Below are 26282 nucleotides of genomic sequence, written 5' to 3'. Positions count from 1 at the left end.
GGCGGGCCGTGAGTTTGCTATGCGGCCAGCACCTGTCCAGATGCATTTGCAGGAGTCTCGCGCCTTGCACTCCAATCAACGTGTTTAAAAAAAGAGAAAACATAAAAAGAATGACACCAATGGACGATTTGGAGTCATTCTAAAATAAAACGAGGTCTATTGAATGGTGATTGCTGTTATATGTTTAATCGGATTTTCTTTGTTTCTTCCATCACCAAAATAAAAATGTACTGGGCCATCGTCTTTTAAAGGTTTCCCGTTATTAGAAAAGGCAAGATAACCTTTTTGAGCTTCCTCAATCGTGATCTCAACATCGCCGTCTCCTGTTTGAATTAACACGCTTTCTGCGTTTGGGAACGGTTGTGCATTATAGATAAAATAAGATAGAGATATGGCAAACGAACTGGTGAGGAGTGTTTCTTTTAAAGTCGTTTTCGGCTTTACTTTTTCAGAAGGAGGTATAGCACCTTCTTGCAGTTCTCTATCCCAATGGGCCGAAACGTCTTTTAAATACTTCTCCTGTTCGCTTTCTGTATCTTCTTTTATGTCAAACAATTTTGTAAGATCTTCTTTTCTTTCATCAAAAATCCAGACTCCAGGATCTAAAGTTAAGGGATAGTTTACTTTCCCGTTCAGAGCAACAATAAATTCCATATGAACCTCCTTAAATTTTAAAACACTAGTAAAAGCATAGCACGATTATCTGAATACTGTAATATGTTGATTTTTTTAATTTAAACCTTTATATTTAAAGGTAGAAATTCGTTCGAACGGAGGGATGATCATTGTCAGCTGAGATGGCAACAGGACATCGGGAAAGGGCATTTGAACTCTTAAAAGCAGATGCAGATAAAATCCTGAAATTAATTGAAGTTCAAATGGAAAACTTAACAATGCCACAATGTCCCCTCTATGAGGAAGTATTGGATACGCAAATGTTCGGTTTATCCCGTGAAATAGATTTTGCAGTTCGCTTAAACCTTGTTGATGAGGAAGCGGGAAAACAATTATTAGAATCGCTTGAAAAGCAATTAACCTCATTACACGATGCATCGTTGAAAAAGTAAAGCACAGCCAGTCCGAAAATAATTTGGGCTGGATTTTTTTATTTATGTCTTTATTCACATTTTTATCAGAAAGCAATAACAGGGTACGAATTAGTATGATCAGGCAAAACGTATGTAATGAAAGACGAAGAAAAAGGTTTTCTATGATACAATATCTAATAATTATAAAGAGTACATAAAAATTCTAACGAGAGGAGAAATGTGAAAAACGTGAAAAAAGCAGTAAGACCCTATGACTATTCTCTGCTTGTAGCCGTGCTTTTGTTGTGCAGTATTGGTTTAGTCATGATCTACAGTGCAAGTATAGGGGTAACGATAAACAAATATGAATACAGCAGCAGTTTTTTCTTCGTCAGACAGCTCATTTTTTTACTTGCCGGACTTTTTCTCATGTATTTTACAATGAGGTTTAATGTTCAAATTTATAAAAAATTAATGATGCCGATCGTGTTAATTTCTATAGGAGTGCTAATAGCAGTATTAGTGTTTGGGCGAGAAGTAAATAATGCAAAAAGTTGGCTTTACATAGGACCGATAGGAATTCAGCCAGCTGAGTTCATCAAATTAACACTTACCATCTATCTAGCGGCCATCTACTCGAAAAAACAAGGAAAGATGCATGACTTTAAAAAAGGGATCATTCCACCGCTAAGTATATTTGCTGTCATGTTTCTGCTGATTCTCATGCAGCCTGATTTAGGGACAGGCATAATCGTAGCAGGAGTGGCAGGAATTATTCTTTTTTGTTCAGGGATTAGATTTAAACACATCTTTTCAATGGCTGCGTTAGCAAGTATCGTAGGTGTCGCTTTGTTCTTTCAACTAAGCGAAGAGCAGTTATCCCGTTTTGATGCAGCATACGAACCGTTTAAAGATCCAAGCGGTGACGGGTATCAGCTAGTGAATGGATACATTTCAATAGCCGCTGGTGGGATGACCGGTTCAGGTCTTGGAGAGAGTATTCAAAAGTATGGCTTTCTGCCTGAACCTCATACCGATTTTATTATTGCGATTATCTCAGAAGAACTTGGATTCGTTGGCGTTCTGTTAATCATTGCGCTATTAGGGTATATCGTATTAAAGGGTTTCTGGATTGGTATGCAGAGCAATGATACATATGCGAGTCTTTTAGCGTTTGGAATATCGGGCATGATCGGAATTCAAACCGTTGTTAATCTAGGGGCGGCAGTAGGATTATTACCGATCACAGGTGTTCCGCTGCCATTTATTTCGTATGGTGGATCATCACTCCTGTTGTTCCTGACTTCAATGGGGATTCTTATTAACATTTCTGCAAAGGTTAAATTAAATAAAAAAGTACCTGACAGACAACCGAATGTAACTGATAAAAGATTAAGAGCTATTACGTAACGGTAAAAGGAGAGGAACTTGTATGAGTAAAAAAATCAGCAAAGTCTTAGTAGCAAACCGAGGAGAAATCGCCATCCGGATCTTCAGAGCGTGTACAGAGCTGAATATTCGCACTGTAGCCATTTATTCAAAAGAAGATACGGGTTCCTATCATCGTTATAAAGCAGATGAAGCCTATCTGGTTGGAGAAGGGAAAAAACCTATTGAGGCCTATTTAGATATTGAAGGCATAATAGAAGTGGCAAAGAAGAACGATATTGACGCCATTCATCCAGGGTACGGATTCTTATCAGAAAACAAAGAGTTTGCTCAGCGATGCCGAGAAGAAGGAATCGTTTTTATCGGTCCTGAAGAACGACATCTCGATATTTTCGGAGATAAAGTAAAGGCAAGGCAAGCAGCCATTGATGCGAACATTCCTGTTATCCCAGGAAGTGATGGCCCTGTTAATAGTCTTGCAGAAGTAAAAGCTTTCTCTGATGAAAATGGATTCCCTATTATCATAAAAGCTTCCATGGGTGGCGGAGGCCGCGGGATGAGGATCGTCAGAAGCGAGAACTCACTTGCAGAAAGCTTTGAACGAGCAAAGTCTGAAGCAAAAGCCGCATTTGGAAAAGATGAAGTGTATGTTGAGAAATTTATTGAGAAACCAAAACATATTGAAGTTCAGATCCTTGCCGACCAGGAAGGTAATCTTGTTCACTTATATGAGCGGGATTGCTCCGTTCAAAGAAGACACCAAAAGGTAGTAGAAGTTGCACCGAGTGTTTCTTTGACGGATGAACTAAGGCACGAAATCTGTCAATCTGCTGTATCGCTCATGGAGCATGTGGGTTACTTAAATGCAGGTACTGTTGAATACCTCGTCACACAAAACGGAGAGTTTTATTTTATTGAAGTTAACCCTAGAGTACAGGTCGAACATACCATTACAGAAATGGTTACTGGCATTGACATTGTGCAATCACAGATTTTAATCGCTCAAGGACATTTGCTGCACGGAAGCGAGCTCAGAATTCCTCTTCAGAAGGATATTTATACTCACGGCTTTGCAATCCAATGCCGTGTAACGACAGAAGATCCATCAAATCAATTCATGCCGGATACCGGAAAGATTATGGCTTATCGCTCAGGAGGAGGGTTTGGAGTTCGTTTGGATGCTGGTAACGGCTTCCAAGGGGCAATCATAACCCCTTATTATGATTCTTTGCTTGTTAAGCTATCAACATGGGCGCTAAGCTATGAACAGGCTGCTTCTAAAATGTTTAGAAATTTAAAAGAGTTCCGGATTCGCGGGATTAAGACGAATATCGCTTTTTTAGAAAATGTAGTCACACATCAAAATTTTTTATCAGGAAATTATGATACTTCCTTTATTGATACAAGCAGTGAATTGTTTGTGTTTCCTAAGCGGAAAGACAGAGGAACCAAAATGCTGTCATATATTGGGTCCACTACCATTAACGGATTTCCTGGTCTTGCAAAACAAGAGAAACCATTATTTGATAAACCGCGAATTCCAAAGCTGAAATACTCTGAACCTATTCCAAACGGCACAAAACAGCTCTTAGACAATGAAGGACCAGAAGCGGTGGCTGAATGGATAAAAAATCAAAAGAAACTCTTATTAACGGACACGACATTCCGTGATGGACATCAATCATTGCTTGCAACCAGGGTGAGAACGAATGACCTTCTTCATATCGCTGAACCTACTGCGAGAATGTGGCCAGACCTTTTCTCTCTGGAAATGTGGGGTGGAGCAACCTTTGACGTTTCATATCGTTTCTTGAATGAAGATCCTTGGGATCGTCTCTTGAAGCTAAGAGAAAAAGCGCCGAATGTGCTGTTTCAAATGCTCTTAAGAGCTTCAAACGCAGTTGGGTACAAAAATTATCCAGATAATGTAATAGAAGAATTTGTGAAAAAATCAGCTATGGCAGGAATAGATGTATTTAGAATTTTTGATAGCCTGAACTGGGTAGAGGGTATGAAGGTTGCTATTAAGGCCGTCCGAGAAACAGGAAAGATCGCGGAAGCGGCAATCTGTTATACAGGTGATATTCTTGACTCTAACAGAACCAAGTATGATTTAAAGTATTACGTAAACTTGGCTAAAGAACTCGAACAAGAAGGTGCTCATATTCTTGCCATTAAGGACATGGCTGGTCTTTTAAAACCACAGGCAGCTTATGATCTTGTCTCAGCTTTAAAAGAAGCAATTACTATTCCGATTCATCTGCATACGCATGATACAAGTGGTAACGGCATTTACACGTATGCTAAAGCAGCGGAAGCAGGTGTAGATATCGTGGATGTCGCTTTAAGTGCTATGGCAGGTCAAACATCACAGCCGAGTGCTAACTCTCTTTACTATGCTTTAGCAGGGAATGAAAGACAGCCTGATTTGAACATCGACCATGCCAAACAGCTTTCTGCTTATTGGGAAGATGTGAGAAAGTATTATTCAGGATTTGAAAGCGGTATGACAGCACCAGATCCTGAAGTGTATGAACATGAAATGCCTGGCGGACAGTTCAGCAATCTTCAGCAGCAAGCAAAAGCAGTAGGGCTTGGAGAGCGTTGGGATGAAGTAAAGCAAATGTATCGAAGAGTAAATGATATGTTTGGTGACGTAGTAAAAGTTACGCCATCTTCTAAAGTTGTAGGTGACATGGCGCTTTATATGGTTCAAAACAACTTAACAGAAGACGAAGTTTATGATAGAGGCGAATCACTTGATTTTCCTGATTCAGTTGTTGAGTTCTTCCAAGGATATCTTGGACAGCCTTATGAAGGGTTCCCAAAAGAGCTACAGCAGATTATTCTTAAAGGCCGTGAGCCATTGACAGTGAGACCTGGTGAACTATTGGAAGCAGCAGATTTTAATGATATAAAAGAGACGCTTTTCCATAAGATTAACCGTCAGATTACAAGTTTTGATGCACTTTCTTATGCACTGTACCCGAAAGTGTTTTTAGATCGGGAAAAAATGTACACTCAATTTGGCGATGTTTCAGTATTAGACACACCTACGTTTTTCTATGGAATGAGATTAGGTGAGGAAATTGAAGTGGAAATCGAGCAAGGTAAAACATTGATTGTTAAACTTGTTTCGATTGGAGAAGCTCAAAATGATGGGTCACGAGTATTGTATTTTGAATTGAACGGACAATCTCGTGAAATTGTAATTGTTGATGAAAGTGCAAAAGTAACAGTATCTGCAAAACAAAAGGTAGATCCTTCAAATCCATCTCAAATCGGAGCTAGTATGCCAGGGACTGTAATCAAAGTTTTGGTTGAGCCAGGCGAACAAGTGAAAAAAGGTGACCATTTAATGATTACAGAAGCAATGAAAATGGAGACAACAGTACAGGCTCCTTTTGACGGAAGAGTAAAAGAATTATCTGTACAAAATGGGGACAGCATCAGTGCAGGAGACCTATTAATCGAGCTAATAAAATAATGCAAACGAAAAGACCAACGTGCATTTGAAGCACGCTGGTCTTTTTTTCTTTACTTTCGATATACGATTAATGCGATAAAGCTTAAGGTTCCAAACAAGAAGGAAATAATTAATCCATGAGACAATGCAACGAATAAGTTCAAATTAGACAGAACGATTAGTGCGCCCGATGCTCCTTGTAATAACACAAACAATAGAGCGAATTGAAAGCCCCTGTTTAAGACAACTTGATTACGGTAGTGCTTTCTGGAATGGTACCAAGAGTATATAATCCATAAAAATAACACTAAAGCAGCTATGCGATGCATGAAGTGGATACCTGCTTGTGATCCAAAAAAGTTTGCGACTGAACCATTGCATAAAGGAAAATCGGGTCCGCAGCCCATACTTGATCCAGTATGTCTTACAAGTGCACCTGTATATACCACTACATATAAATAAGCAAATAACCAATAGATGTTCTTTTTAAAGCCTGCAGAAACCTTCGCTGTGAAAGGTTTTTCCGGATTCTCAAATGAAAGAATCGCAAGTAATAACACACTCGCAAAGGAGACAAGAGAAAATCCGAAGTGCGATGCTAAAACAGCTGATGACTGACTCCAGATAACGGCAGCAGCCCCTAGAAGCCCTTGCAGTACGATGAAGAAAACAGCAGATCCGGCAAGTACTTTGACTTCTTTTCTGTTCTTATCTCTTCGCCAGGCCCAAATCGCTAGAATGATAACCAATATACCAAGCCATGCAGAAACATATCGATGGCTGACTTCAATAATCGTTTCTAACTTAGGCTGAGTAGGAAGAATCTCGCCATAGCACAACGGCCAAGAATTGCCGCACCCATCACCAGAATCTGTTTTTGTTACAACTGCCCCCATGAGCAAAACAAGAAGCATTCCAAGGGATGTAAGTATAGCGTGAATTTGATAAAGTCTTTTCATTTGATTCACCTGCTTTTTATCAATAATTAACTCTTCACAAATTTGTAAAAAATTCAACTAGTATTCAATGGAGCCTGATAGTACAAATAATATAGGGTGTTGTCAATATTAGTCGAAGTATACAAAGTATTTGTTTTGATTTATAATGTTAAAGGACATTTTCTTTCTTTATGTCCATCGTACCATACGATTAAAACAATGAACTTGTTATATTGTGAACAGATAAAGACATTTTTTTTCCGTTGATTTTAAACACAAGCCCATATAGAATGAATGAGGGCTTACATAAACATCATGAATGAAGTAGAACAGAAGTTTACCCTATAAAGGAGGTGTATCTGTTGAGCAAAACACCAACTGCTTATGAAGCAGCGAACAAAGTTATGGAACCTGGACCGCTTTCAGAAGCAAATCCATCAGGCACCTGGAAAGACTTTTTGACTATTGCAAAACTTGGGATCGTAATGAGTAATCTAATCACGACATTTGCTGGTTTTTTCTTGGCCATTAAATATAATGAGGTCATGTTTTCTGAAAACATACTGACATTAGTACTCTGTATACTTGGGGCAGCTTTAGTTATTGCTGGGGGATGCTGTTTAAATAACTACATTGATAGAGATATTGATCAATTGATGGAGCGGACGATTGAGCGTCCAACAGTGACAGGCAGAATATCAGCGAATCAAGTTTTATGGGTTGGTATTATATTATCCGCAATTGGAACTATTTTATTGGCAATGACCACATTAACAGCGGCTGTTATTGGACTTATCGGACTTTTTGTTTATGTTGTTGTTTATACGATGTGGTTAAAACGCACACATTCTATTAATACCGTTGTTGGAGGAATATCGGGTGCAGTTCCGCCGCTTATCGGCTGGGCAGCTGTCGATGCAAACCTTCACTGGGTTGCTTGGATCCTTTTCCTCATCATGTTTCTCTGGCAGCCTCCGCATTTCTTGGCACTTGCCATGAAGCGTTGTGAAGATTACCGAAATGCAGGAATACCGATGCTTCCAGTTGTATCTGGATTCGCGATAACAAAGCGCCAGATGATTTGGTATGTCGCAGCTCTGCTGCCTGTATCACTATATTTGTTTGATTTTGGAATCGTATATTTAATTTTGGCTGCTGTTTTAGGCACAGGGTGGTTAATTTTAGCCCTTTCAGGATTAAAAACGAAAGATGATATGAAATGGGCACGCATGATGTTCGTATATTCACTGAACTACTTAACCATCATGTTCGTAGCCATGATATTAGTAAACATATAGTCTTACTTTGCCGGAACAGCGCACTATTCGTGCTGTTCCTCTAATTGCTCTTACATAAAAGGGCTTTCAAAAGCTATTTAGCTATTTCCATTCAAATAAATTTGTATTTGAATTGAATAGAAAGAAGATCTTAGTCAAAACAGTTTACAACGAGAAAGTGGGGTATATGTAGTGATGAGAAAATGGCTACAAAAAGGACGTATGCTTTCCTTATTTGCCATGTTGGCTCTTCTTTTGATGGGGTGTGGAGATCCGACTCTATCAACTTTAATTCCGCAAGGTGAAGTTGCTGACAAACAGTTCCAGCTAATGCTGATTTCAATTAGTATTATGATTCTGGTTCTCGTGGTAGTATTCGTTCTTTATGCATTCGTATTAGTGAAGTTTAGAAAGAGAAAAGGCGATGAATCTACTCCAAAGCAAGTGGAAGGAAACCACATGCTTGAATTATTGTGGACAGTTATACCAATTCTTTTGTTAATTATTTTAGCGGTACCAACTGTAATGAGAACATTTGAATTCTCTGCAGATGCACAGCCAGCTTCAAAACAAGAGCTAAGTATTAAGGTAACTGGACACCAATATTGGTGGGAGTTTGAGTATCCGAAAGAAGAACTGATTACATCTCAAGAATTAGTATTGCCAGCAAACACAAAAGTGCATGTTGAGCTATCTTCTGCTGATGTTATTCACTCTTTCTGGATACCGTCACTTGCAGGGAAAACAGATACAAACCCAGGGGATAAAAACAAGAACTATATGTGGTTTGATACTGGGAGCAAGACAGATGTTGTTTACAAAGGTAAATGCGCAGAGCTTTGTGGTGCATCACATGCTCTAATGGATTTCAAAGTTAGAGTTGTTTCTAAAGAAGACTATCAAAACTGGGTTGCAGGGTATAAAGCTGCAGACGGTAAATCTTCTGCTAATGCAAACGGACAACAAATCTTTGCTAAGAACTGTCTATCTTGTCACGCAGTTGGACAAGAAGGTGGTAACACTGGACCGAGCTTAACTGGTTTTGGAGACAAAGACCGTGTAGCTGGAATCTTAGACCATAACAAAGAAAATTTAGTGAAATGGATAAAAGATCCTCAGGAAGTTAAACCAGGGAATAACATGCCTAAAGTTAACCTTTCTGATGAGGAAATTGAAGCTGTTTCGGATTACTTGTTAGGTCTTAAATTGAAATAGTCTAAAGCATGGCAAAAAAGGAGGTTACACCGTGGCAACTCACGAAAGTCATAAAAAGAAAAGTGTTTTTATGGACTGGCTCACTACCGTTGACCATAAAAAAATCGGTATTTTGTATCTTTTGGCTGGTGGGTTCTTCTTCTTAATAGGAGGACTTGAAGCCATTTTAATGCGTATTCAATTAATGGAGCCGGATAGTAAAATTTTTACTGGCGAACTTTACAATCAATTATTAACAATGCATGGAACGACCATGATCTTCTTGGCAGCAATGCCGATCATCTTTGGTTTCATGAATGCGATCGTTCCCTTACAGCTAGGGGCTCGTGACGTAGCGTTCCCATTTGTGAACGCAGTTGGATTTTGGTTATTCTTTTTTGGAGGATTACTACTAAATCTGAGCTGGTTCTTAGGCGGGGCACCTGAAGCAGGTTGGACAGCTTATGCACCACTTTCAACAGTTGCAGAAGATACAGGCGTAGATTTCTACGTATTAGGTCTTCAAATCGCTGGGGCAGGTACACTAGCTGGAGGTATTAACTTCCTTGTAACGATTATTAACATGCGTGCACCAGGTATGACATTCATGCGTATGCCATTATTTACATGGGCATCATTCGTAACATCTGGACTTATTTTATTTGCATTTCCTGCACTAACAGTTGGATTCTTCCTTCTAATGTTTGAACGTGTATTTGATGCTAATTTCTTTAATCCAGATATGGGTGGTAACGTATTGATCTGGGAACACATCTTCTGGATTTTTGGTCACCCGGAAGTTTACATCTTGATATTGCCTGCTTTTGGTATCATCTCTGAAATTGTTTCTACATTTTCCAACAAGCGTTTGTTTGGATACAGTGCGATGGTATTTGCAACAGTACTTATCGGATTTTTAGGATTCATGGTTTGGGTCCACCACATGTTTACAGTAGGTCTTGGACCAGTTGCGAACTCCATCTTTGCGGTGGCAACGATGGCAATTGCAATTCCTACTGGAGTTAAGATCTTCAACTGGATCTTCACGATGTGGGGCGGACAAATCCGCTTCTCCACAGCAATGCTTTTTTCAGTTGGATTTATTCCAACTTTCGTTATGGGTGGAGTTACAGGAGTTATGCTTTCTGTTCCTGCAGCTGATTATCAATACCATGACAGCTACTTTGTAGTAGCTCACTTCCACTATGTTATCGTAGGTGGTTTGATTTTAGGTTTGTTCGCAGGGTTATACTATTGGTACCCAAGAATGTTTAACCGAGTGTTGAATGAGACATTAGGAAAATGGAACTTCTGGCTATTCTTTATCGGATTCCATCTAACGTTCTTCCCGCAGCACTGGTTAGGATTAATGGGAATGCCTAGACGTGTGTATACATATATGTCTGGTCAAGACCTGGATGGATCAAACTTTGTAAGTACCATTGGTGCCATTCTTATGGGTGCCGGAACGATTGTACTGTTAATCAATATTATTATATCTGCATCTTCTAAATATAAAACAACGAAAGATCCTTGGGATGGACGTACGCTAGAATGGTCTATGCCGCTTCCAACGCCAGAATACAATTTTGCTCAAACACCTCTTGTTCGTGGTCTTGATGCTTTATATGTTGAAAAATCTGTTGGAAATGGTGAAATGACACCTGCTGAACCGGTAGGAGAAATTCATATGCCGAATGGTTCGATTCTTCCATTTATCTTATCTCTTGGTATGTTTATTGCTGGATTTGGCTTTATTTATTCAAGTTGGATTGTTGCAGGAGCTGGTATGGGATTAGTGTTAATCACGATGTTCCTTCGTTCAGTAATTGATGACCACGGTTATCATATCCATAAAGAAGAAGTAGAAGCAGACATTAAAGGGGGTAGAGCTTAATGAATGCTGGTGAACGTTTAACAGATGCTAATTTTCCCGCTCATCCGGAAAAAGCTACCCTTGAAGGTAAAAATAAATTTTTAGGTTTTTGGCTTTTCTTAGGTGGAGAAACGGTTCTATTTGCAACACTTTTTGGGACTTACTTAGGACTTAGAAACATGCATTTGGATGGCCCTTCGAGTGAAGAGATATTCCAATTGCCGTTAGTGTTTATTGCAACAATGCTGCTTTTAACAAGCTCCCTTACGAGTGTGTATGCAGTACTTTCATTAAAACAAAACAAAGTTCGTTCTTTACAAGGTTGGTTTATCGTAACTTTCTTATTAGGTGCTGCATTCCTAGGCCTGGAAATTTACGAATTCATCCACTATGTACATGAAGGACACACCTTTACTAGCTCTGCATTCGGTTCAGCGTTTTATACTCTAGTTGGTTTTCACGGAGCTCACGTTTTATTTGGAGTACTTTGGATCGCAACTTTATTGGCTAGAAACTGGAACCGGGGTATTACATTATCCAACGCACCAAAGTATTATTTGTTTGCTCTTTATTGGCACTTTGTCGATGTAGTATGGGTATTCATTTTTACAGTTGTTTATCTAATGGGAAAGGTGGGTTAAACGATGGCTGATCACCAAAAGACTCCAGAAACAACCGTGCACCGTCATGAGGAGATTCAGCGTAAACTTGCCTTAAAAGAGGAACGCAAGCACCATAACGTTTCCTTTATTATGATGATTCTTCTTACGATCGTAGCTTTTTTTGCCATTTGGAGTGACAAGATAAGTGATTCTTTCGCTATATTGTTTATTCTCACATTGGCAGTAGTGCAAGTATTTTTCCAGCTGTATGTTTGGATGCATTTAAGCCACAAAGGCCATGATTTCCCTATATGGGGAATGGCAAGCGGTATACTGGTTGCAGCAATTACTGTAGCTACGTTAATGGGATTGATTTGGACCTCGTAATACAAGAAGGGCTGCAGTTAATGCAGCCCTTTTTATATGTTACAATATTACGAATTGTCCTTGAATTCCCATTACAAGCATCCGAAACACTGTTATAGTTAGGGAGGGTACTACCCATTAAGGAGTTGACAAACATGCAACATAATCATCATGATGTAAAACATAGTTTAGCCCACTATAGCTGGTCCGAGCTGTATCCGCCAAGCATTTATATAGTTGCAATCATTCTTGCTTTCGTTTATTTCCGTTGGGTAACACGTGGAAAAAGCGGAGAAGTCATTGCGACATTCTGGCAAAAAGCAGCTATGATATCTGCTCTAGTTTTACTTATCGTAATCAAAGGTACACCTATTCAGATACTTGGCCATCATTATCTTTTTAGTGTGCATATGGCTCAGATGGCTGTCCTTTACTTGATGATTGCTCCATTGATCATTCTAGCCATTCCTGGACTAAAGTGGAGGAGCTGGCTTCATACAAGTTCTATTCTGACTAAGATTTTTCACGCTTTGACAAAACCATTGATTGCCCTGTTACTTTTCAATACGGTGTTCTCTCTTTATCATATACCTTTAGTGTTTGACGCAGCGGTTTCTAATCCAATCCTTCATTATTCTTATCACGCCCTTCTGTTTCTGACCGCTTTTACGATGTGGTGGCCAGTCCTTTGCCCTGTTAAAGAGCTGGATACATTATCAGATATTAAAAAGGTCGGTTATGTGTTTGCTAATGGCGTTTTAATGACCCCTGCATGTGCTCTAATCATGTTCGCTGATTTTCAGCTGTATGAGACGTATCGAAACGTTCCGCAGTTGTTTGCTACTATGACACCTTCTGAAGATCAGCACGTTGGAGGAGTAACAATGAAAATTTTCCAGGAAGTCATCTATGCTTTTGTCCTTGGTTTAATTTTTTATCGCTGGGTTAAAAAAGAACGGGCACGTGATAAGGAAGATTTAGAACTGATTAAACGCCAAAACCATTCATTAAATCCAGAAATGAAATAACCTGGTGAACTATGCAGGTTATTTTTTTTTAGCTTCATCAGCGATAGTAAAAAAGCTGTGTGTAAAAAAATGAATCTGTTGATCATTGTAGAATATATAAAGAAAGATAGAGAAGAAGGAGTAGATCAACCATGAGAATCAGTGCTAGACAAGCTGCTAAAAGATTTGTTGAAACTAACTTCCCAGCATGTGAAGTTGCCTATTTGGCAGGAAGTGTCGTTAGAGGAGAAGAAACTGAAAGCTCTGACCTAGATATTATTATTATTGATAGTTCAGTAGGAGAATCTTATCGCCAATCACTAATGGAATTTGATTGGCCTATTGAAGTTTTTGTACATAATTTGTTTACTTATAAAAATTTCTTTAAAGAAAATGTTGATCGAGCTAGACCTTCTCTGCCTCAAATGTGTGCAGAAGGCATTATTTTACGTGATAACGGTCATGCTTCAAGGATTAAGAATGAAGCTCTTCAATTATTAAAAGCTGGCCCTACCCCTTGGAAGACAGTTGAAATCGAGAATGCAAGATATCATTTAACAGATTTATTGAATGATCTTGAAGGTTCTACAAATTCAATAGAAGATTTATTTATCGTATCTAAACTGGCTGATTTAACACATGAATTTGTTTTGCGTGTAAACGGCCATTGGATCGGAGAAGGCAAATGGATCATTCGTGCGTTAAAAGAATATGATGAATTTTTTGCAGAAAGGTTTGCCGAAGTTTTTGATACTTACTATTCGACCCGTAAAAAGGTAAGTGTTATTCAATTTGTTGATGAGATCATTTCTCCATTTGGAGGTAGATTGTTTGAGGGATACTCTTCTCCTTCACATAAAAGTGCTGTTGAATAAAAAAATCCCTCATGATTTGAGGGATTTTTGCTTATACGTGAAGTTCACTATGAAGAGCTTCAATTAATTTATTGCATTGTTTTACAACGTGTTTTGGAAATTCTTCATCATATTCGACACCATGAGGGTAATAGTGTTTGCCAACATATGGTGTACCAAGTTCAACTTTTGCATGCGGTGTTTCCGTTTCTGCTTCAACAATGTGGCAAGGGAAACGGAAATAATAAACATCACCATTTGTCATATCTTCGAATTTGTAATCGTATGTAATACGGTCATAGTCCCATTGACCTGCGCGGATCATTCCGTGTTCTTCCATAACATGTTCTAATAGTGAGAATTCAATAACCTTCCCGTTTAAGCCGCTTTCTTCAAATTTCATTGTGAAACCTCCTAGGAATTCAATAAAAAATAACAATCACTTCTTAATGATATTATGAAAGCGCTAAAGATGCAATCCTTGTCAAAAACATGCATATTTGTGCCGTTTGCGCAAAAGCTAAGAAATGTGTAAAAAGGCTATACTAGGAAGGATGATAAAAATGAAAAAGATTAGCGAGATCATGACCAGAAATGTTGATTTTGTAACTCCTTTAGACAATGTGTATGAAGTGGCTGTTAAAATGAAACAAGACGGAGTCGGCGTCATACCCGTTTGCGAAAACGATCAATTAGTGGGTGTTATAACCGACCGTGACATCGTTATAAGAGGAGTAGCAGATAAACGGCCGGGATCTACAAAAGTAACAGATATTATGAGTGAAAATTTATATACAGCATCACCAGACATGAGTGTTGAAGATGCTGCGTCTCTTATGGCAGAAAAGCAAATAAGAAGGTTGCCCGTGGTGGAAAACAATAAACTTGTTGGAATTCTATCACTAGGCGACTTGTCACTCACAAAGGAAAGTGATAACGCAGCAGGTCATGCCTTATCAGAAGTCTCAGAGCATAGAGATCAACTTCAATAAAAAGTACAAACGGTCTTGTCATTCGATGAGGCTGTTTTTTGTATCCCCATAAACCATATGCTTCCTCCATGTGCTAAACTAGTTATAGAAGAAAGACACAGGGGGAACCACAATGCGAGGATTGGTTACTTTTTTTCTATCCATACTTATTTTGATCGGATTATTTCTTTACGATCTCTTTCCAGACATAACGCTTCAGGAAAATCCTACGAAAACGAAATTAGAATATACAGAAGAGACGCTTCAGATTCCAGATGAAGCCGTTTCTAATTGGATAGGTAAAGATATTGATGCTTTTAAGAAAGAATGGGGAGAGCCTGACAGAAGTGATCCATCTGCTTATGGATACGATTGGTTGATTTATGGCAATAAGAGTCCGAAAGGGTATTTGCAGGCTGGGGTCGAAAAAGGGAAGATAGTGACCTTGTTTACGATTGGTTCAGAAGTGAATACAAAACCTTTTACAATCGGAGATTCCTCGAACAGCATCATTCAAAAATTTCCGATTGAAAGTGATATCACGATCAATGAAGGTGAAGAATTTTTTAGATTTGAACTATCGGAAGAAGAAGTTATGCTTAGACCGCTTATCAAAGTCAAGGGAGATGTGTGGGCGCAATTATACTTTGACAAATTCACAAATAAGTTATCTAGTGTAAGATATACGACTTCAGATGTACTTTTAAAACAAAGACCGTATTCAATCGTTTATCGGGGGGACCTTCCGGAGGTAACGGTGATTTCAGAAGAAAAGCAGCAAAAGATAGATGCTTCTGAAGAAAGACAAATTTTTGAACTTACTAACATTATTAGGCTGGCTTATAAAAAGTCTCCGTTAGAATGGGATGAAAAAACTTCGGATGTGGCTTTCTTACATTCGGAAGATATGACAAATCAGCAATATTTCTCACATGAAAGTAAAGATGGCAGAACGCTTTCAGATCGGTTACAGGAAGGAAATGTAGCGTTTATACAAGCTGGAGAAAACATTGCTGCGAATTATACAGATGGAATCGCAGCTGTTGAGGGATGGATGAATAGTGATGGACACCGAAAAACATTATTGAACAATGATTTTACTCACTTAGGTGTAGGTGTGTACAAAAAATATTATACACAAAACTTTTTTACCCCATTAAATTAAAAGAGTGCTTTTGTCACACTGATTTTAGTAAATAACGTTTCATTTGGAACGGGTGTTAATGTTATGAAAACTTGGATCTCAATGATAGCAGGACTAGTGATAGGAGTTATACTATCTTTCTTCTTTCTTGATGATAACAGTGTGACTTTAATGGAACTTGATGACAGCGGTAATATGATTAAAACAACGAGTGAATTAGATTTTAACCTCATAACTAATAGATTCTTGATAATAGTTGCCGTATCCATTTTAATTTATAGCATATGGACACTAATAGAAAGAAAAGGAAAAGAGTTATAACTACTTGTTCCCATAAAAATGTGCTTTAAAGGTATAAGGATATAAGGATAGTAGAAAAAAGACCAGATAAAAAAATCTGGTCTTTTTTTGAATTATAGTACAATTTCATCTGCTAAAAGCTTTACTAATTATTTATTATCGACTAAAAGAGTACCATATACCGTATTGCGCAAGTTTTTATCGTCTACTCACTAGACAGTTTAAAAAATGTGCCAGAAGCAGAAGCAATTACGATTCCATTTTCGTTACTTACTTTTCCTTCCATACGAACTAATTGACGGCCATTATGTATGACATGAGCACGACATATGAATTTCTCTCCAACACCTGGATTGATGAAATCTACTTTCAATTCTACAGTAACTGCTCCTCTTTTATTACCGGGAACAAGGCTTGCCATCGTACCCATGGCTGTATCAAGCAAAGTTGCGGTAAGCCCACCGTGTACGATTCCGATTGAATTATCAAGTAACGGTGAGTTTGGCATCTCCATTTCTAGTGTATAATCATCTATCCGTTTTGTTTTAATTTGTAAGAGTGAAGCGATATGAGTAAGGTTTTTATTTTCTCTTTTTGCTTTCAAGCTAGTAAGGAATAATTTGATCGCTTCTTGTTCTTCTGTATCACTTGTTTCTATAAAGTGGTTCCATTCCTCTTTAGTGTCCAATTGTTAATCCCTCAATCTTTTTACATCTATTGTACCTTTTTTGCAGTGACCGAATAAAGTAAACAGGATTATCCTTTATCTTTTTTAAAAAATGGGCGCACCATTTTATGGGCATTTATGTATCATGTAGTAAAACATGATTCGTCAGTGAACGGCTGGGGGTGGAATCTGTGGTAAAGACTGATATTGAAAGTTTCAAGGAATTTGTGCATAAACATCCTGAATTAATTAAGGAAGTTAAAAAAAACAAGCGGCCTTGGAAGGAAGTTTATCAGGATTGGATTGTTTTAGGCGGAGAGCATGAAAGCTGGAATCAGTATGCAAAAGAAAAAAATAATCAAAAACAAGAAAGAACCTCAAAGACTACACATACAAAAACGGAACTGACTGTTGGAGATATTGTAGAGGGATTAAGCAAACTGCAAATCAGTGATGTGCAAAAATATTTATCCCAATTTGGCAGTTTGATGGATGCAGTTCAAGAATTATTGCAACAATTTAACAATCAGTCTGACAGACCAAACCAGCTGCCGGAAAATAAAATGAATGATTATCCTTCTTACAAAGATTAAAAGGATGTGTGTCCGTTGCGAAGAGAAATTCAGGAATATTTAAACACAAGACCTGATCTTAAATATTATATTAGAGAGAAACCCGAGTGGTATCGTAAGCTGAGCCGTAATCCTTTTTCCGTTTCAGAACTGGAAGAAGGAGCTAAGGTATTTTACGGCCGAACTTTTGGTCAGAGAGTTGATCGTTTTCACCAGCAGGTGCAAAATTTTGGATTGTTAATGGAACTGATCTCTGTAATGGGAGATGAGAAACAAGAAGGTACTATACCAGAAGGATTTAATAATCCAGGTCTTGATATTGGGGATAACGGACAAAACGGATAATATAATGAAAATTGGAAAAAACTATTTCTATAAGGAGTGGTTTTTTTCATGGATAAAAAGAAAAGAGTTTTACTCGTTGCTGGGTTATTCATTGTACTTTGTGTCTCAATTGTTACCACAGCTATGGATTCTCCGTTAACAAAGAAAAATGAGCATAATGAAAACATTACTGCTATTGAAGCCGCAAGCCCCTATCCTTTAATGGAAAAGGATTGGTCCGTTAACTACAAAGTTAAAAAACAGAAAATTTATATTGAAAACATAATACCAAGATTCTCATTTCAAGGAAATACGGCAAATTTTCCTAACCAGCTGGATGGTTATATTGCTGTTTTCATGAATGGAAAATGGAAGTTAAATGCCAACCAATCCATTTTCATATTAAAAGATGTGAGTCCTGGTAAGCATTTAATAACATTGCATCTAAAGAAAAAAGACGGTTCAGATTATGGAATGAAAAAAAATATCTATGTCCAAGTAAAATAACTCTTCGATAAGAAGGGTTTTTATTTTTTCATAGAATAGACGACCATGCTTTTATATAGAATCATTATCCGTTATAATAAATAGGAAACCTCATACCGAAAGGGAGGTGTGTTGTATGAGTTTAGATCAAGTTGTTTTGCTGGAAGAGTCTTTGCGCTTAGCAGAGATGGTTTCATTTTCCAGCGCAGCACATGATTATAGAAAATCGAAATATGTTTTAGAGCGGGACGAGCAAGCTCAGGAAATGATATCACGTTTTGCTGATATGAAAGATAAATACGAAGAGGTACAGCGCTTCGGCAAATACCACCCGGATTTTCATTCTGTTTCTACTCAGGTTCGAACACTTAAGAGAGAACTTGATTTTCATGAGAATATTGCTAATTTCAAAAAAGCGGAAAAGGAACTAGAAAAACTGCTCATCGAGTGCAGCCGGATAATTGCACAAAGTGTTTCAGAGCAGATTAAAGTCCCTACAGGCAATCCGTTTTTTGATGAAAGTTCATGCAGTGGTGGATGCGGGTCTGGTGGATCTTGCGGCTGTGCGTAATGCATCACAGATTCCGTAACCTTATACAATCAAAGCAAAGGTTTCCACAGCAGAACATTTTCTCCTGTGGAACAAGGAAACGCATCCGATAAACATGAAGGTTCTCTTCTGACCTGACAAAGTTTAATTCTAGTGTAAGCCGTTTCCCTTGCATTGCTTTAACGGCATGTTTTTTTATGACTTGTGTTGTTAAATCTAATGAAGTATGAGGCTCGACTGTTACATAAACAAAGGGAATTCCCGCCATGATCTTTTTTTCAATAAAGATAACGACGTGGTCTAAATGGATTCGATTGATAAAATCTTCCCAAATATTATTTAAGTCCACTCTGTTTCACATCCTTGTTTCACTTCATTTTATCACGGGCTTCATTTTTACGTGTGTAAATAATATATTTGTAAAGTATAGGTAAAGGGGCTTTAGTTATGATAGGTAATCGTCGAGGTCTTTCTGTTTTTCTACATTCATTAAAATTCTCAAAGCAGCTGCGCCGGTACGGAAATGTTCATTACGTCTCCAGAAGACTGAAATATGCCGTGTTGTATTGTGACGGCAATAAAGCAGACGAGATTGCAGCAAAGCTTGAGTCACTTCATTTTGTGAAAGAAGTTAAAAAATCTCACAAACAAGAAATTAAGACAGAATACGAAAGCAAGATTGTAGATAAAGCAAAAGAATATGATTATAAAATGGGAATATAAAAAACAGGCAAACAAAGCTAATCGTGGCTGCTGCCTGTTTTTTTCTTATGTTAATGGCGGTAGTAGATAATTAAGTCTTAATATGCCAGTTAAGTAGTGATAGAATAACTCTGTTTCAGCGAAATCAGTGGATGGTTTTACGTCAAATGAAATCACATCCTTGTTTAAATCCGCAGCCTTGCTATGAAATAGATCATAACGTTTTGAAGGAACAGGAATCCCTTCACGGCATATGTATAAAGGCAGAAAATTACCTTCTGATGCAGGATGTAATACGACAACAAAGGATGCATATTCTTTGTTTTCTTTTTTAACCTTTAAACATAATAACTGTGAAACTCTTTCTTTGTTTGTATACATAATCTCTAACAATTCGTAAAGGTCAGAATAGCCTTCACCTAGTTCAATGAAACGTTGAATCATATCGTGATGCTCCTTTCTCTATCTAAAATGTAGCATAACAGAAAGAACGGATAAAGAGCTTTTGTCACAAAAAAAAACCTGCAGCCAAAAGCTGCAGGATGCCTCTAAAACAAAACTCACTTCTGTTTAAAGGCGATGGGAGAGGAGAAACCGGATGAAGAACTTATGGGGAGTAAGTCTTCTCCGCGGTTGGCAACAACATCGTTCGCAGATGTTGTTATATGTAGTATGACCTCATTTATTTTGACTTATACTTATAAGAATAAGATTTGATTGTTTGAATACATGATTACTTATGATAGGATAGGTAATGGAAAAAAGGATAAAAGAATCAGGTGAAAAAACGTGAGAGTAATAGCTGGAGAATGTAAAGGAAGACCATTAAAAGCGGTGCCAGGAACAAGTACAAGACCGACCACCGATAAGATTAAAGAGTCTATTTTCAATATGATCGGTCCATTTTTTGAAGGTGGCATCGGATTAGATCTTTATGGCGGAAGCGGCGGCCTTGGATTAGAAGCCTTGAGCCGTGGGATGGAACATTTTATTTTTATCGATAAAGATCAAAAAGCAATACATACGATTAAAGAGAATTTAAAGCAATGTAACTATGAAGAGAAAGCAGAAGTATTTAGAAACGATGCTAAACGTGCGTTGAAAGCGCTTCACAAACGAGAACTTCAGTTTGAAATGATATTTCTCGATCCTCCGTATGCAAAACAGATGCTCTTAAAAGATATAGAGGAAATTGATAAACTAAAACTTTTGTCTCCAGATGGAAGTATTGTAGCTGAATACGGGTCGGATGTTTCCCTGCCTGAACAGATCGGTGATTTTCAACAGGTAAGACAGGAAACGTATGGCAAAACAACTACGATTTCAATTTATAGACGCAATTAAGATAATATGAGGTGAAGATCATGCCAACGACTGCTGTATGTCCTGGAAGCTTTGACCCTGTTACATTAGGTCATTTGGACATTATAAAACGCGGAGCAAACGTATTTGACGAAGTAATTGTAGTAGTAGCAAATAATCAGAGCAAAGATCCATTGTTCTCTGTAGATGAAAGAATTGCTCTTTTAAAAGAGGTTACAAAAAAGTTCCATAACGTAAAAGTAGACTCATTTAATGGTCTATTGATCGATTATGTAAAAAGTATCGGAGCTAATGTAATTTTAAGAGGCCTTCGAGCCGTATCAGATTTTGAATACGAAATGAAAATAGCTTCTATCAACAAAAAATTAGATGATGAAGTAGAAACGTTCTTTATGATGACGAATAATCAATATTCATTCTTAAGCTCAAGCATAGTTAAAGAAGCTGCTAAATATCACGCTAACGTAACAGATCTTGTACCTGATGTTGTGGACAAGGCACTTAAAGAAAAATATAACAGCCCCCGTTAGAAGCGGAGGCTGTTTTTCTTCATTACATTTCTGTTCCATAAAAAGATAGAAAGCAACAAAGAGACAAGTGTTACATAATGACTATACGAAAGAGCCATGATGCCAAATGTTCCTAAGGACTCACTTTTTTCTTGTATAAACGCATATGCAGGGAGAGCGCTGCTTTTAACGTTATACAAATAGGGGAATACTAAAACACAAATTGCCGCTGATAAAAATCCATGTAGAATCCTTGCAAAAAAGAACGGCGAAAACTTAATATCTGTATCGGCAAGGATACTTGCGACTTGAGCCTGAACCGATAGACCGCTAAAGGCTAGAATAAAGCTAGTGATTGTAGCCTGCTGTAAAATTGATGATTGTGCAAGGCTTGTTAAGTTGCTTCCGAGTGTTATCTCAAAGAGTCCTTTTATTAACGGAAGACTTAATGTTTCCGAAAGGGAGAATAAAAGGAAAATATAGCTGATTAATTTTGAAAGAAGTTCGGCAATATGCAAAAGATCCATCATTCGGCTTAAGACGGAAAACAGAATGATAAAGCCTCCAATCATGAGCAATGTTTTTGTGGATTGCTGTACAGCATCTCCTAGTAATTGCCCTATAGGTCGATTATCTGCTAACCGGGCCTCATGCATATGTTTTATGGCGTTCTTTATTCCTTTACCCCTGTATATATCGTTTTGTTGTTTTGGGTTTTGTTTTATTCCATGAAACCTCATGATCAACCCAACAAAAATATTGCCTACATAATGACTGACTGCAAGTATAATTCCGATAGCTGCGTTATGAAAGAAACCAACAGCGATTGCACTGAACATAAATAAGGGATTTGAACAATTCGTAAAAGATACTAATCTTTCTGCTTCAACCGTTGTAATTTGTTTTTGGTGCCATAAACGAGCGGTTAGTTTCGCTCCTGCAGGAAATCCTGAAGAGATTCCCATTGCCCAAACAAATCCACCGCTGCCAGGTACACGAAACAATGGGCGCATGAGTGGTTCAAATAGTACACCGATGAGATGAACGACACCAAAGCCCATTAGTACTTCAGACAAAATAAAAAATGGCATAAGAGACGGGAAAACGACATCCCACCACAATTTAAGCCCGTTAACTGATGCCATATACGTTTCTTTTGGGTATATAATAATAGAGAAGGCAATAATTATAGCCGAAGCTGCCATTACGACAGATTTTATATATGCTTTGTTCATAAGGGGGAGCCCTCCTCTCACCAACATGCTGCTTACTTGTCCTCATCCTTATTTATACGTATAGCGATTCTCTTTAGACCATATGTTAAAAAAAGACGATGCTTCCAAAGGAGGAGCAAAGGATGAATGAACCAAAAATCGGACTTGCTCTTGGTTCTGGAGGAGCAAGAGGATTCGCCCATCTAGGAGTAGTAAAAGCGTTAAGAGAAGCCGGTATTCCTATTGATATGCTCGCAGGAAGCAGTATGGGAGCTTTGGTAGGAGCGATGGTATGCATGGGACATAGCGATGAAAATTTGTATCGCATGGCAACTCTTTTTAAAAGAAAATATTACATGGATTATACGGTCCCGAAAATGGGTTTCATTACTGGCAAAAAAATAAAAGAATTAATGAGACTGCTTACAAAACAAAAGAATATCGATGAAACCGAAATTCCGTTAGCGATTGTTGCAACAGACTTGCTGTTAGGTGAAAAAGTTGTCTTTAGAACCGGACCAATTGCTGATGCAGTGCGTGCGAGTATATCTATTCCTGGCATTTTAGTACCAGAAAAAATCGACGGAAAGCTTTTGGTTGACGGTGGTGTAATTGATCGAGTTCCCGTTTCAGTAGCGAGAGAGATGGGAGCAGATTTAGTCATTGCTGTTGATATTTCGCACTTTAAAGCAGAGCATGAGGTAACCTCCATTTTTGATGTGATTATCCAAAGCATTGATATTATGCAGCGCGAAATGGTCAGATGGCATGAAGTGTCAGCGGATATTATGATTCGTCCGATGGTTGAACAATTCAGTTCAACCGCTTTTAAGGATGTTAACGACATTATTGCAATAGGAGAAGAAGCGGGAAAGAAGCAAGTTCCGAAAATATTAGAAAAGATCAACGAGTGGAAGGAGTCAACGAATGGACATCACTAGGGAGGAGAAAAAGAAAAACTTTTTCTCTAAAAATAAATTTGTTTTATTGTTTTTACTTGCGTTTGCATTTATCACTTTTTATCCTCTTCCTTACTACATAACATCTCCCGGGGATGCAAGGGTGCTTGATCCTATTATCCAAGTAGAAAATGGAGATAAAGATAAGGGGGTGTTCATGCTTACTACGGTTTCGATCGGAACAGCTAACATTCCTCAATACTTATGGGCAAAATTCAGTGACTATCGCGAAGTAATTCCGGCTGATCAAATAAGAAGTGAAGACGAGACAGATGAGGAGTACAACCAGAGACAACTGCAAATGATGGAAGATTCACAGCATGCTGCAACGATTGTCGCCTATCAACAAGCAGGAAAAAAAGTGAATATCGAGTATCACGGGGTGTATGTGACAGGAATCATGTCAGGTATGCCAGCAGAGGGTAAGCTGAAAATAGGGGATAAAATAGTAGCCGTTGACAATAAACCTGTTATGGAAACTAAAAAACTTCTTGATGTGTTAAGTCCTAAAAAAGCCGGAGATAAAGTAGATCTTACCATATACCGCGGCAATAAGAAGATGCAAATCCCTTTAAGCATCGAACAGTTCCCAAAAAAGTATATTGGGGATGAGGGCCCAAAAGCAGGACTTGGGATCACTTCACCGGTAACCGATGTTTCTATCTCAACAGATCCAAAAATTAAAATCGATACTTCTCAAATTGGGGGACCATCTGCAGGTCTCATGTTTACGCTGGAGATTATTGACCAGCTAGAAGACAAAGATATGACTCATGGCAAAAAAATTGCTGGAACCGGCACGATGGATCTTCAAAAAAACGTTGGACCGATTGGCGGTATTCAGCAAAAAATTGTCGCTGCAGATGAAGCAGGTGCCGACATATTCTTTGCACCAGTTGACGGGAACAACTATAAAGATGCGGTAAAAGCACAAAAAGATATTGGATCTAAAATGAAGATCGTTCCGGTAAAAACGTTAGATGATGCCTTAAAGTATTTAGAAAAGTTATAAAAAAAGGATGCAGAGGCTGTTAAGGCGGTTCTGCATCCTTTTAAATTTTGTTCTGTGTATTGCTGCAGGTGATTATTTAGAATCCAGAGCCAAATAATGCTCGTCCTGCAGGTTTTATGCTCGCCCTGCAGGTTTTATGATCGCAATGCGGGTTTTATGCTCGCCTTGCAGGTTTTATGCTCGCCCTGGAGGTTTTTATGCTCGCCTTGCAGGTTTTATGCTCGCCCTGCAGGTTTTATGCTCGTACTGCAGGTTTTATGCTTGCAATGCGGGTTTTATGCTCGTCAGCCAAGAAATCCTTACACCATCCCAGATATACATTCACTATGTACTGAATCATTTCACCATAACTGGCGGCGTGTTAAACTCCTCTTTCTCTGCTTCTTGTCTGTTTTTACCGAATCCCTGCGCATATACTAGGGATGTTTTTGCTTCCATCTTCAGACCAGCAAAATCATATTTCGAAACAGTCGTGACCAATGGGAGGTCTAATGATTTTTTGACAGTGCCAAGATATTGTTTACCTGTCTCCGTCATTCCAAGAACGCGAATATAAGCTGGTGGATTTTCTAAAATCCCGAACATGTCGTCCTTTCGGATTTTGTTTAAGACATGAAGACACGCTCGTTGCAGTCTAGTCCATGTGTAACGCTTCGTTTTTAACAAAGTCATAAAGGAGTAAAAGCTGTTAGATTTTTTCATTGCATCAATCATTCTGTACTCTAATCCTTCTTCCACTTCATAATAGCTGTTTAAATCAGAAGGACTTGAAGATAATAGTTGATAACGAAGCAGCGGATAAAATCTCTCCCAGTTCAACAATGTACCATTTTCCTGTTGTTTTTGTGCAAGGATGTTATATGTATAGGAAGGCATATAACTTTCAGCTTTTGAAAGATCCTCTGAGAACACAGCTTCTCGGATTGCAGTTGCACTAGCGATATCTCCTTTTCCAAGCATCATATCGTGATAATCCGCATTTTTACGTTTAATGGTTAAAGGTTTAAGTTTTGAACCTAGCTCACGGCTCGACCGTATGTATTCAAATCCTAATATATTGTTCGGTCTACTAAGGTCCAACAAATGAGGGGTTTCAAGTAACTCATACGCCTTTGACGTGGCAGAAGGGTAAGATAAACCTTGATTCATAAAATCACGTACATGAGCTTGATAGGCTTCGTTTTGATTACTTAATGCGTCATATGTTTCATTGAAAATGCCTATATCGCCAGATTCACTTCCAAAACAAAAGGATTGCGCACCAACTGCCTGCAACAAAAAGATACTTCCAAAAGCAAAGCGAGGTGCATGGCTAGTGGCAAAGGCATAAGGCAGTTCAATCACAAGATCTGCACCGCCTAGCAGAGCCATTTTTGATCGGGACCATTTCGAAAGTAGAGCAGGTTCACCACGCTGAAGGAAATTTCCGCTCATAACGGCTATCACACAGTCAGCATCTGTTACTTTTTTCGTTTCTTGTAAATGATAATAATGTCCATTGTGGAACGGATTGTATTCTACAACTACACCAGTTGCTTTCAACATGCTCAAC

At 38.3% G+C, this 26282-nt stretch carries 30 protein-coding genes; 22 read left to right on the top strand and 8 right to left on the bottom strand.

The annotated features are described in order from the left end of the window. Positions 1-156: 156 nt before the first annotated feature. Positions 157-654: a peptidyl-prolyl cis-trans isomerase gene (locus KUV80_RS06210; RefSeq protein ID WP_222461783.1), complete on the bottom strand. Its 498-nt coding sequence runs from the start codon at positions 652-654 to the stop codon at positions 157-159. Positions 655-797: 143 nt separating this feature from the next. Here KUV80_RS06210 and KUV80_RS06205 point away from each other — a divergent pair, with 143 nt between their 5' ends. From KUV80_RS06205 to pyc, 3 genes are all read left to right on the top strand, one after another. Then, entirely contained in the window at positions 798-1067 is a 270-nt protein-coding gene (locus tag KUV80_RS06205) for a YlaN family protein (RefSeq protein WP_425308476.1), read from the top strand. A 201-nt stretch (positions 1068-1268) separates the two neighbouring features. Next, positions 1269-2438 carry a putative lipid II flippase FtsW gene (ftsW, locus tag KUV80_RS06200; RefSeq protein ID WP_338083469.1) on the top strand — a complete coding sequence of 390 codons (1170 nt, stop codon included), beginning with the start codon at positions 1269-1271 and terminating at the stop codon, positions 2436-2438. A 22-nt stretch (positions 2439-2460) separates the two neighbouring features. After that, positions 2461-5904, top strand: coding sequence for a pyruvate carboxylase (gene pyc, locus KUV80_RS06195; protein WP_222461781.1), 3444 nt, complete (start codon positions 2461-2463; stop codon positions 5902-5904). Positions 5905-5954: 50 nt separating this feature from the next. Here the strand turns inward: pyc and KUV80_RS06190 are convergent, their stop codons facing one another. Further along, on the bottom strand, positions 5955-6842 hold the full coding sequence (locus KUV80_RS06190; protein WP_222461780.1) for a COX15/CtaA family protein: 888 nt from the start codon (positions 6840-6842) through the stop codon (positions 5955-5957). A gap of 383 nt (positions 6843-7225) precedes the next feature. Between KUV80_RS06190 and cyoE the strand changes: the two genes are divergently transcribed. The 7 genes from cyoE to KUV80_RS06155 all read left to right on the top strand — a co-directional run bounded on the left by cyoE (position 7226) and on the right by KUV80_RS06155 (position 14018). Further along, positions 7226-8119, top strand: coding sequence for a heme o synthase (cyoE, locus tag KUV80_RS06185; protein ID WP_222462270.1), 894 nt, complete (start codon positions 7226-7228; stop codon positions 8117-8119). A 174-nt stretch (positions 8120-8293) separates the two neighbouring features. Further along, positions 8294-9313, top strand: a complete 1020-nt coding sequence (coxB, locus tag KUV80_RS06180; protein WP_222461779.1) for a cytochrome c oxidase subunit II — start codon at positions 8294-8296, stop codon at positions 9311-9313. Positions 9314-9344: 31 nt separating this feature from the next. Then, on the top strand, positions 9345-11189 hold the full coding sequence (gene ctaD / locus KUV80_RS06175) for a cytochrome c oxidase subunit I (protein WP_425308311.1): 1845 nt from the start codon (positions 9345-9347) through the stop codon (positions 11187-11189). Next, entirely contained in the window at positions 11189-11809 is a 621-nt protein-coding gene (locus tag KUV80_RS06170; RefSeq protein ID WP_222461778.1) for a cytochrome (ubi)quinol oxidase subunit III, read from the top strand. Before ctaD ends, KUV80_RS06170 begins: the two co-directional genes overlap by 1 nt. A gap of 3 nt (positions 11810-11812) precedes the next feature. After that, a complete protein-coding gene (locus KUV80_RS06165; RefSeq protein ID WP_222461777.1) occupies positions 11813-12157 on the top strand; it encodes a cytochrome C oxidase subunit IV family protein in 345 nt (114 codons plus the stop codon). Between the two features lie 134 nt (positions 12158-12291). After that, entirely contained in the window at positions 12292-13164 is an 873-nt protein-coding gene (locus tag KUV80_RS06160; RefSeq protein WP_222461776.1) for a cytochrome c oxidase assembly protein, read from the top strand. A 131-nt stretch (positions 13165-13295) separates the two neighbouring features. Next, a complete protein-coding gene (locus KUV80_RS06155; protein ID WP_222461775.1) occupies positions 13296-14018 on the top strand; it encodes a nucleotidyltransferase domain-containing protein in 723 nt (240 codons plus the stop codon). Positions 14019-14049: 31 nt separating this feature from the next. Here KUV80_RS06155 and KUV80_RS06150 read toward each other — a convergent pair whose 3' ends face one another. Continuing rightward, on the bottom strand, positions 14050-14400 hold the full coding sequence (locus tag KUV80_RS06150) for a YugN family protein (RefSeq protein ID WP_222461774.1): 351 nt from the start codon (positions 14398-14400) through the stop codon (positions 14050-14052). Positions 14401-14560: 160 nt separating this feature from the next. On the opposite strand from KUV80_RS06150, the gene KUV80_RS06145 reads away from it, so the two are divergent. The 3 genes from KUV80_RS06145 (at position 14561) to KUV80_RS06135 (ending at position 16433) form a co-directional block, all read left to right on the top strand. Continuing rightward, positions 14561-14989 (top strand): CBS domain-containing protein, encoded by a 429-nt coding sequence (locus KUV80_RS06145; protein ID WP_222461773.1) that lies wholly within the window; start codon positions 14561-14563, stop codon positions 14987-14989. Positions 14990-15101: 112 nt separating this feature from the next. Further along, entirely contained in the window at positions 15102-16133 is a 1032-nt protein-coding gene (locus KUV80_RS06140) for a CAP domain-containing protein (protein WP_222461772.1), read from the top strand. 63 nt (positions 16134-16196) lie between these two features. Then, a complete protein-coding gene (locus KUV80_RS06135) occupies positions 16197-16433 on the top strand; it encodes a hypothetical protein (RefSeq protein ID WP_222461771.1) in 237 nt (78 codons plus the stop codon). Positions 16434-16617: 184 nt separating this feature from the next. On the opposite strand, the gene KUV80_RS06130 is transcribed toward KUV80_RS06135, so the two are convergent. Beyond that, positions 16618-17100 (bottom strand): PaaI family thioesterase, encoded by a 483-nt coding sequence (locus KUV80_RS06130; protein WP_222461770.1) that lies wholly within the window; start codon positions 17098-17100, stop codon positions 16618-16620. A gap of 170 nt (positions 17101-17270) precedes the next feature. Between KUV80_RS06130 and ylbD the strand changes: the two genes are divergently transcribed. The 4 genes from ylbD (at position 17271) to KUV80_RS06110 (ending at position 19032) form a co-directional block, all read left to right on the top strand. Further along, positions 17271-17672: a YlbD family protein gene (ylbD, locus tag KUV80_RS06125; protein ID WP_222461769.1), complete on the top strand. Its 402-nt coding sequence runs from the start codon at positions 17271-17273 to the stop codon at positions 17670-17672. A 15-nt stretch (positions 17673-17687) separates the two neighbouring features. Further along, a complete protein-coding gene (locus KUV80_RS06120; RefSeq protein ID WP_222461768.1) occupies positions 17688-17996 on the top strand; it encodes a YlbE-like family protein in 309 nt (102 codons plus the stop codon). A gap of 48 nt (positions 17997-18044) precedes the next feature. Continuing rightward, a complete protein-coding gene (locus KUV80_RS06115) occupies positions 18045-18482 on the top strand; it encodes a hypothetical protein (protein ID WP_222461767.1) in 438 nt (145 codons plus the stop codon). Positions 18483-18597: 115 nt separating this feature from the next. Next, positions 18598-19032, top strand: a complete 435-nt coding sequence (locus KUV80_RS06110) for a YlbF family regulator (protein ID WP_222461766.1) — start codon at positions 18598-18600, stop codon at positions 19030-19032. Positions 19033-19036: 4 nt separating this feature from the next. Here the strand turns inward: KUV80_RS06110 and KUV80_RS06105 are convergent, their stop codons facing one another. Beyond that, positions 19037-19360: a hypothetical protein gene (locus KUV80_RS06105; RefSeq protein ID WP_222461765.1), complete on the bottom strand. Its 324-nt coding sequence runs from the start codon at positions 19358-19360 to the stop codon at positions 19037-19039. Between the two features lie 98 nt (positions 19361-19458). Here KUV80_RS06105 and KUV80_RS06100 point away from each other — a divergent pair, with 98 nt between their 5' ends. Continuing rightward, entirely contained in the window at positions 19459-19734 is a 276-nt protein-coding gene (locus KUV80_RS06100; protein ID WP_222461764.1) for a YlbG family protein, read from the top strand. A gap of 45 nt (positions 19735-19779) precedes the next feature. Here the strand turns inward: KUV80_RS06100 and KUV80_RS06095 are convergent, their stop codons facing one another. Further along, positions 19780-20157 carry a DUF7147 family protein gene (locus KUV80_RS06095; protein ID WP_222461763.1) on the bottom strand — a complete coding sequence of 126 codons (378 nt, stop codon included), beginning with the start codon at positions 20155-20157 and terminating at the stop codon, positions 19780-19782. A gap of 345 nt (positions 20158-20502) precedes the next feature. Here KUV80_RS06095 and rsmD point away from each other — a divergent pair, with 345 nt between their 5' ends. Continuing rightward, on the top strand, positions 20503-21057 hold the full coding sequence (gene rsmD, locus KUV80_RS06090; protein WP_222461762.1) for a 16S rRNA (guanine(966)-N(2))-methyltransferase RsmD: 555 nt from the start codon (positions 20503-20505) through the stop codon (positions 21055-21057). Between the two features lie 20 nt (positions 21058-21077). Next, positions 21078-21566 carry a pantetheine-phosphate adenylyltransferase gene (coaD, locus tag KUV80_RS06085; RefSeq protein WP_222461761.1) on the top strand — a complete coding sequence of 163 codons (489 nt, stop codon included), beginning with the start codon at positions 21078-21080 and terminating at the stop codon, positions 21564-21566. Here the strand turns inward: coaD and ylbJ are convergent. Further along, the gene (ylbJ, locus tag KUV80_RS06080; protein ID WP_222461760.1) at positions 21563-22780 is read right to left on the bottom strand and encodes a sporulation integral membrane protein YlbJ; all 1218 of its coding nucleotides are present in this window, start codon (positions 22778-22780) and stop codon (positions 21563-21565) included. The two genes, coaD and ylbJ, sit on opposite strands and share 4 nt — an antisense overlap. Before the next feature lie 122 nt (positions 22781-22902). On the opposite strand from ylbJ, the gene KUV80_RS06075 reads away from it, so the two are divergent. Together KUV80_RS06075 and KUV80_RS06070 are read left to right on the top strand one after the other, a co-directional pair. Then, positions 22903-23700: a patatin-like phospholipase family protein gene (locus KUV80_RS06075; protein ID WP_222461759.1), complete on the top strand. Its 798-nt coding sequence runs from the start codon at positions 22903-22905 to the stop codon at positions 23698-23700. Then, positions 23687-24730 (top strand): SepM family pheromone-processing serine protease, encoded by a 1044-nt coding sequence (locus tag KUV80_RS06070; protein ID WP_222461758.1) that lies wholly within the window; start codon positions 23687-23689, stop codon positions 24728-24730. Before KUV80_RS06075 ends, KUV80_RS06070 begins: the two co-directional genes overlap by 14 nt. 336 nt (positions 24731-25066) lie before the next feature. On the opposite strand, the gene KUV80_RS06065 is transcribed toward KUV80_RS06070, so the two are convergent. Beyond that, positions 25067-26275, bottom strand: coding sequence for a nucleotidyltransferase (locus KUV80_RS06065; protein WP_246625032.1), 1209 nt, complete (start codon positions 26273-26275; stop codon positions 25067-25069). Positions 26276-26282: the final 7 nt, after the last annotated feature.

It is taken from the genome of Fictibacillus nanhaiensis, assembly GCF_019801215.1.
Taxonomy (GTDB): Bacteria; Bacillota; Bacilli; order Bacillales; family Fictibacillaceae; genus Fictibacillus; species Fictibacillus nanhaiensis_C.
Note: the sequence above shows the minus strand (reverse complement) of the source record. Positions and strands in the feature narration are given on the sequence as shown.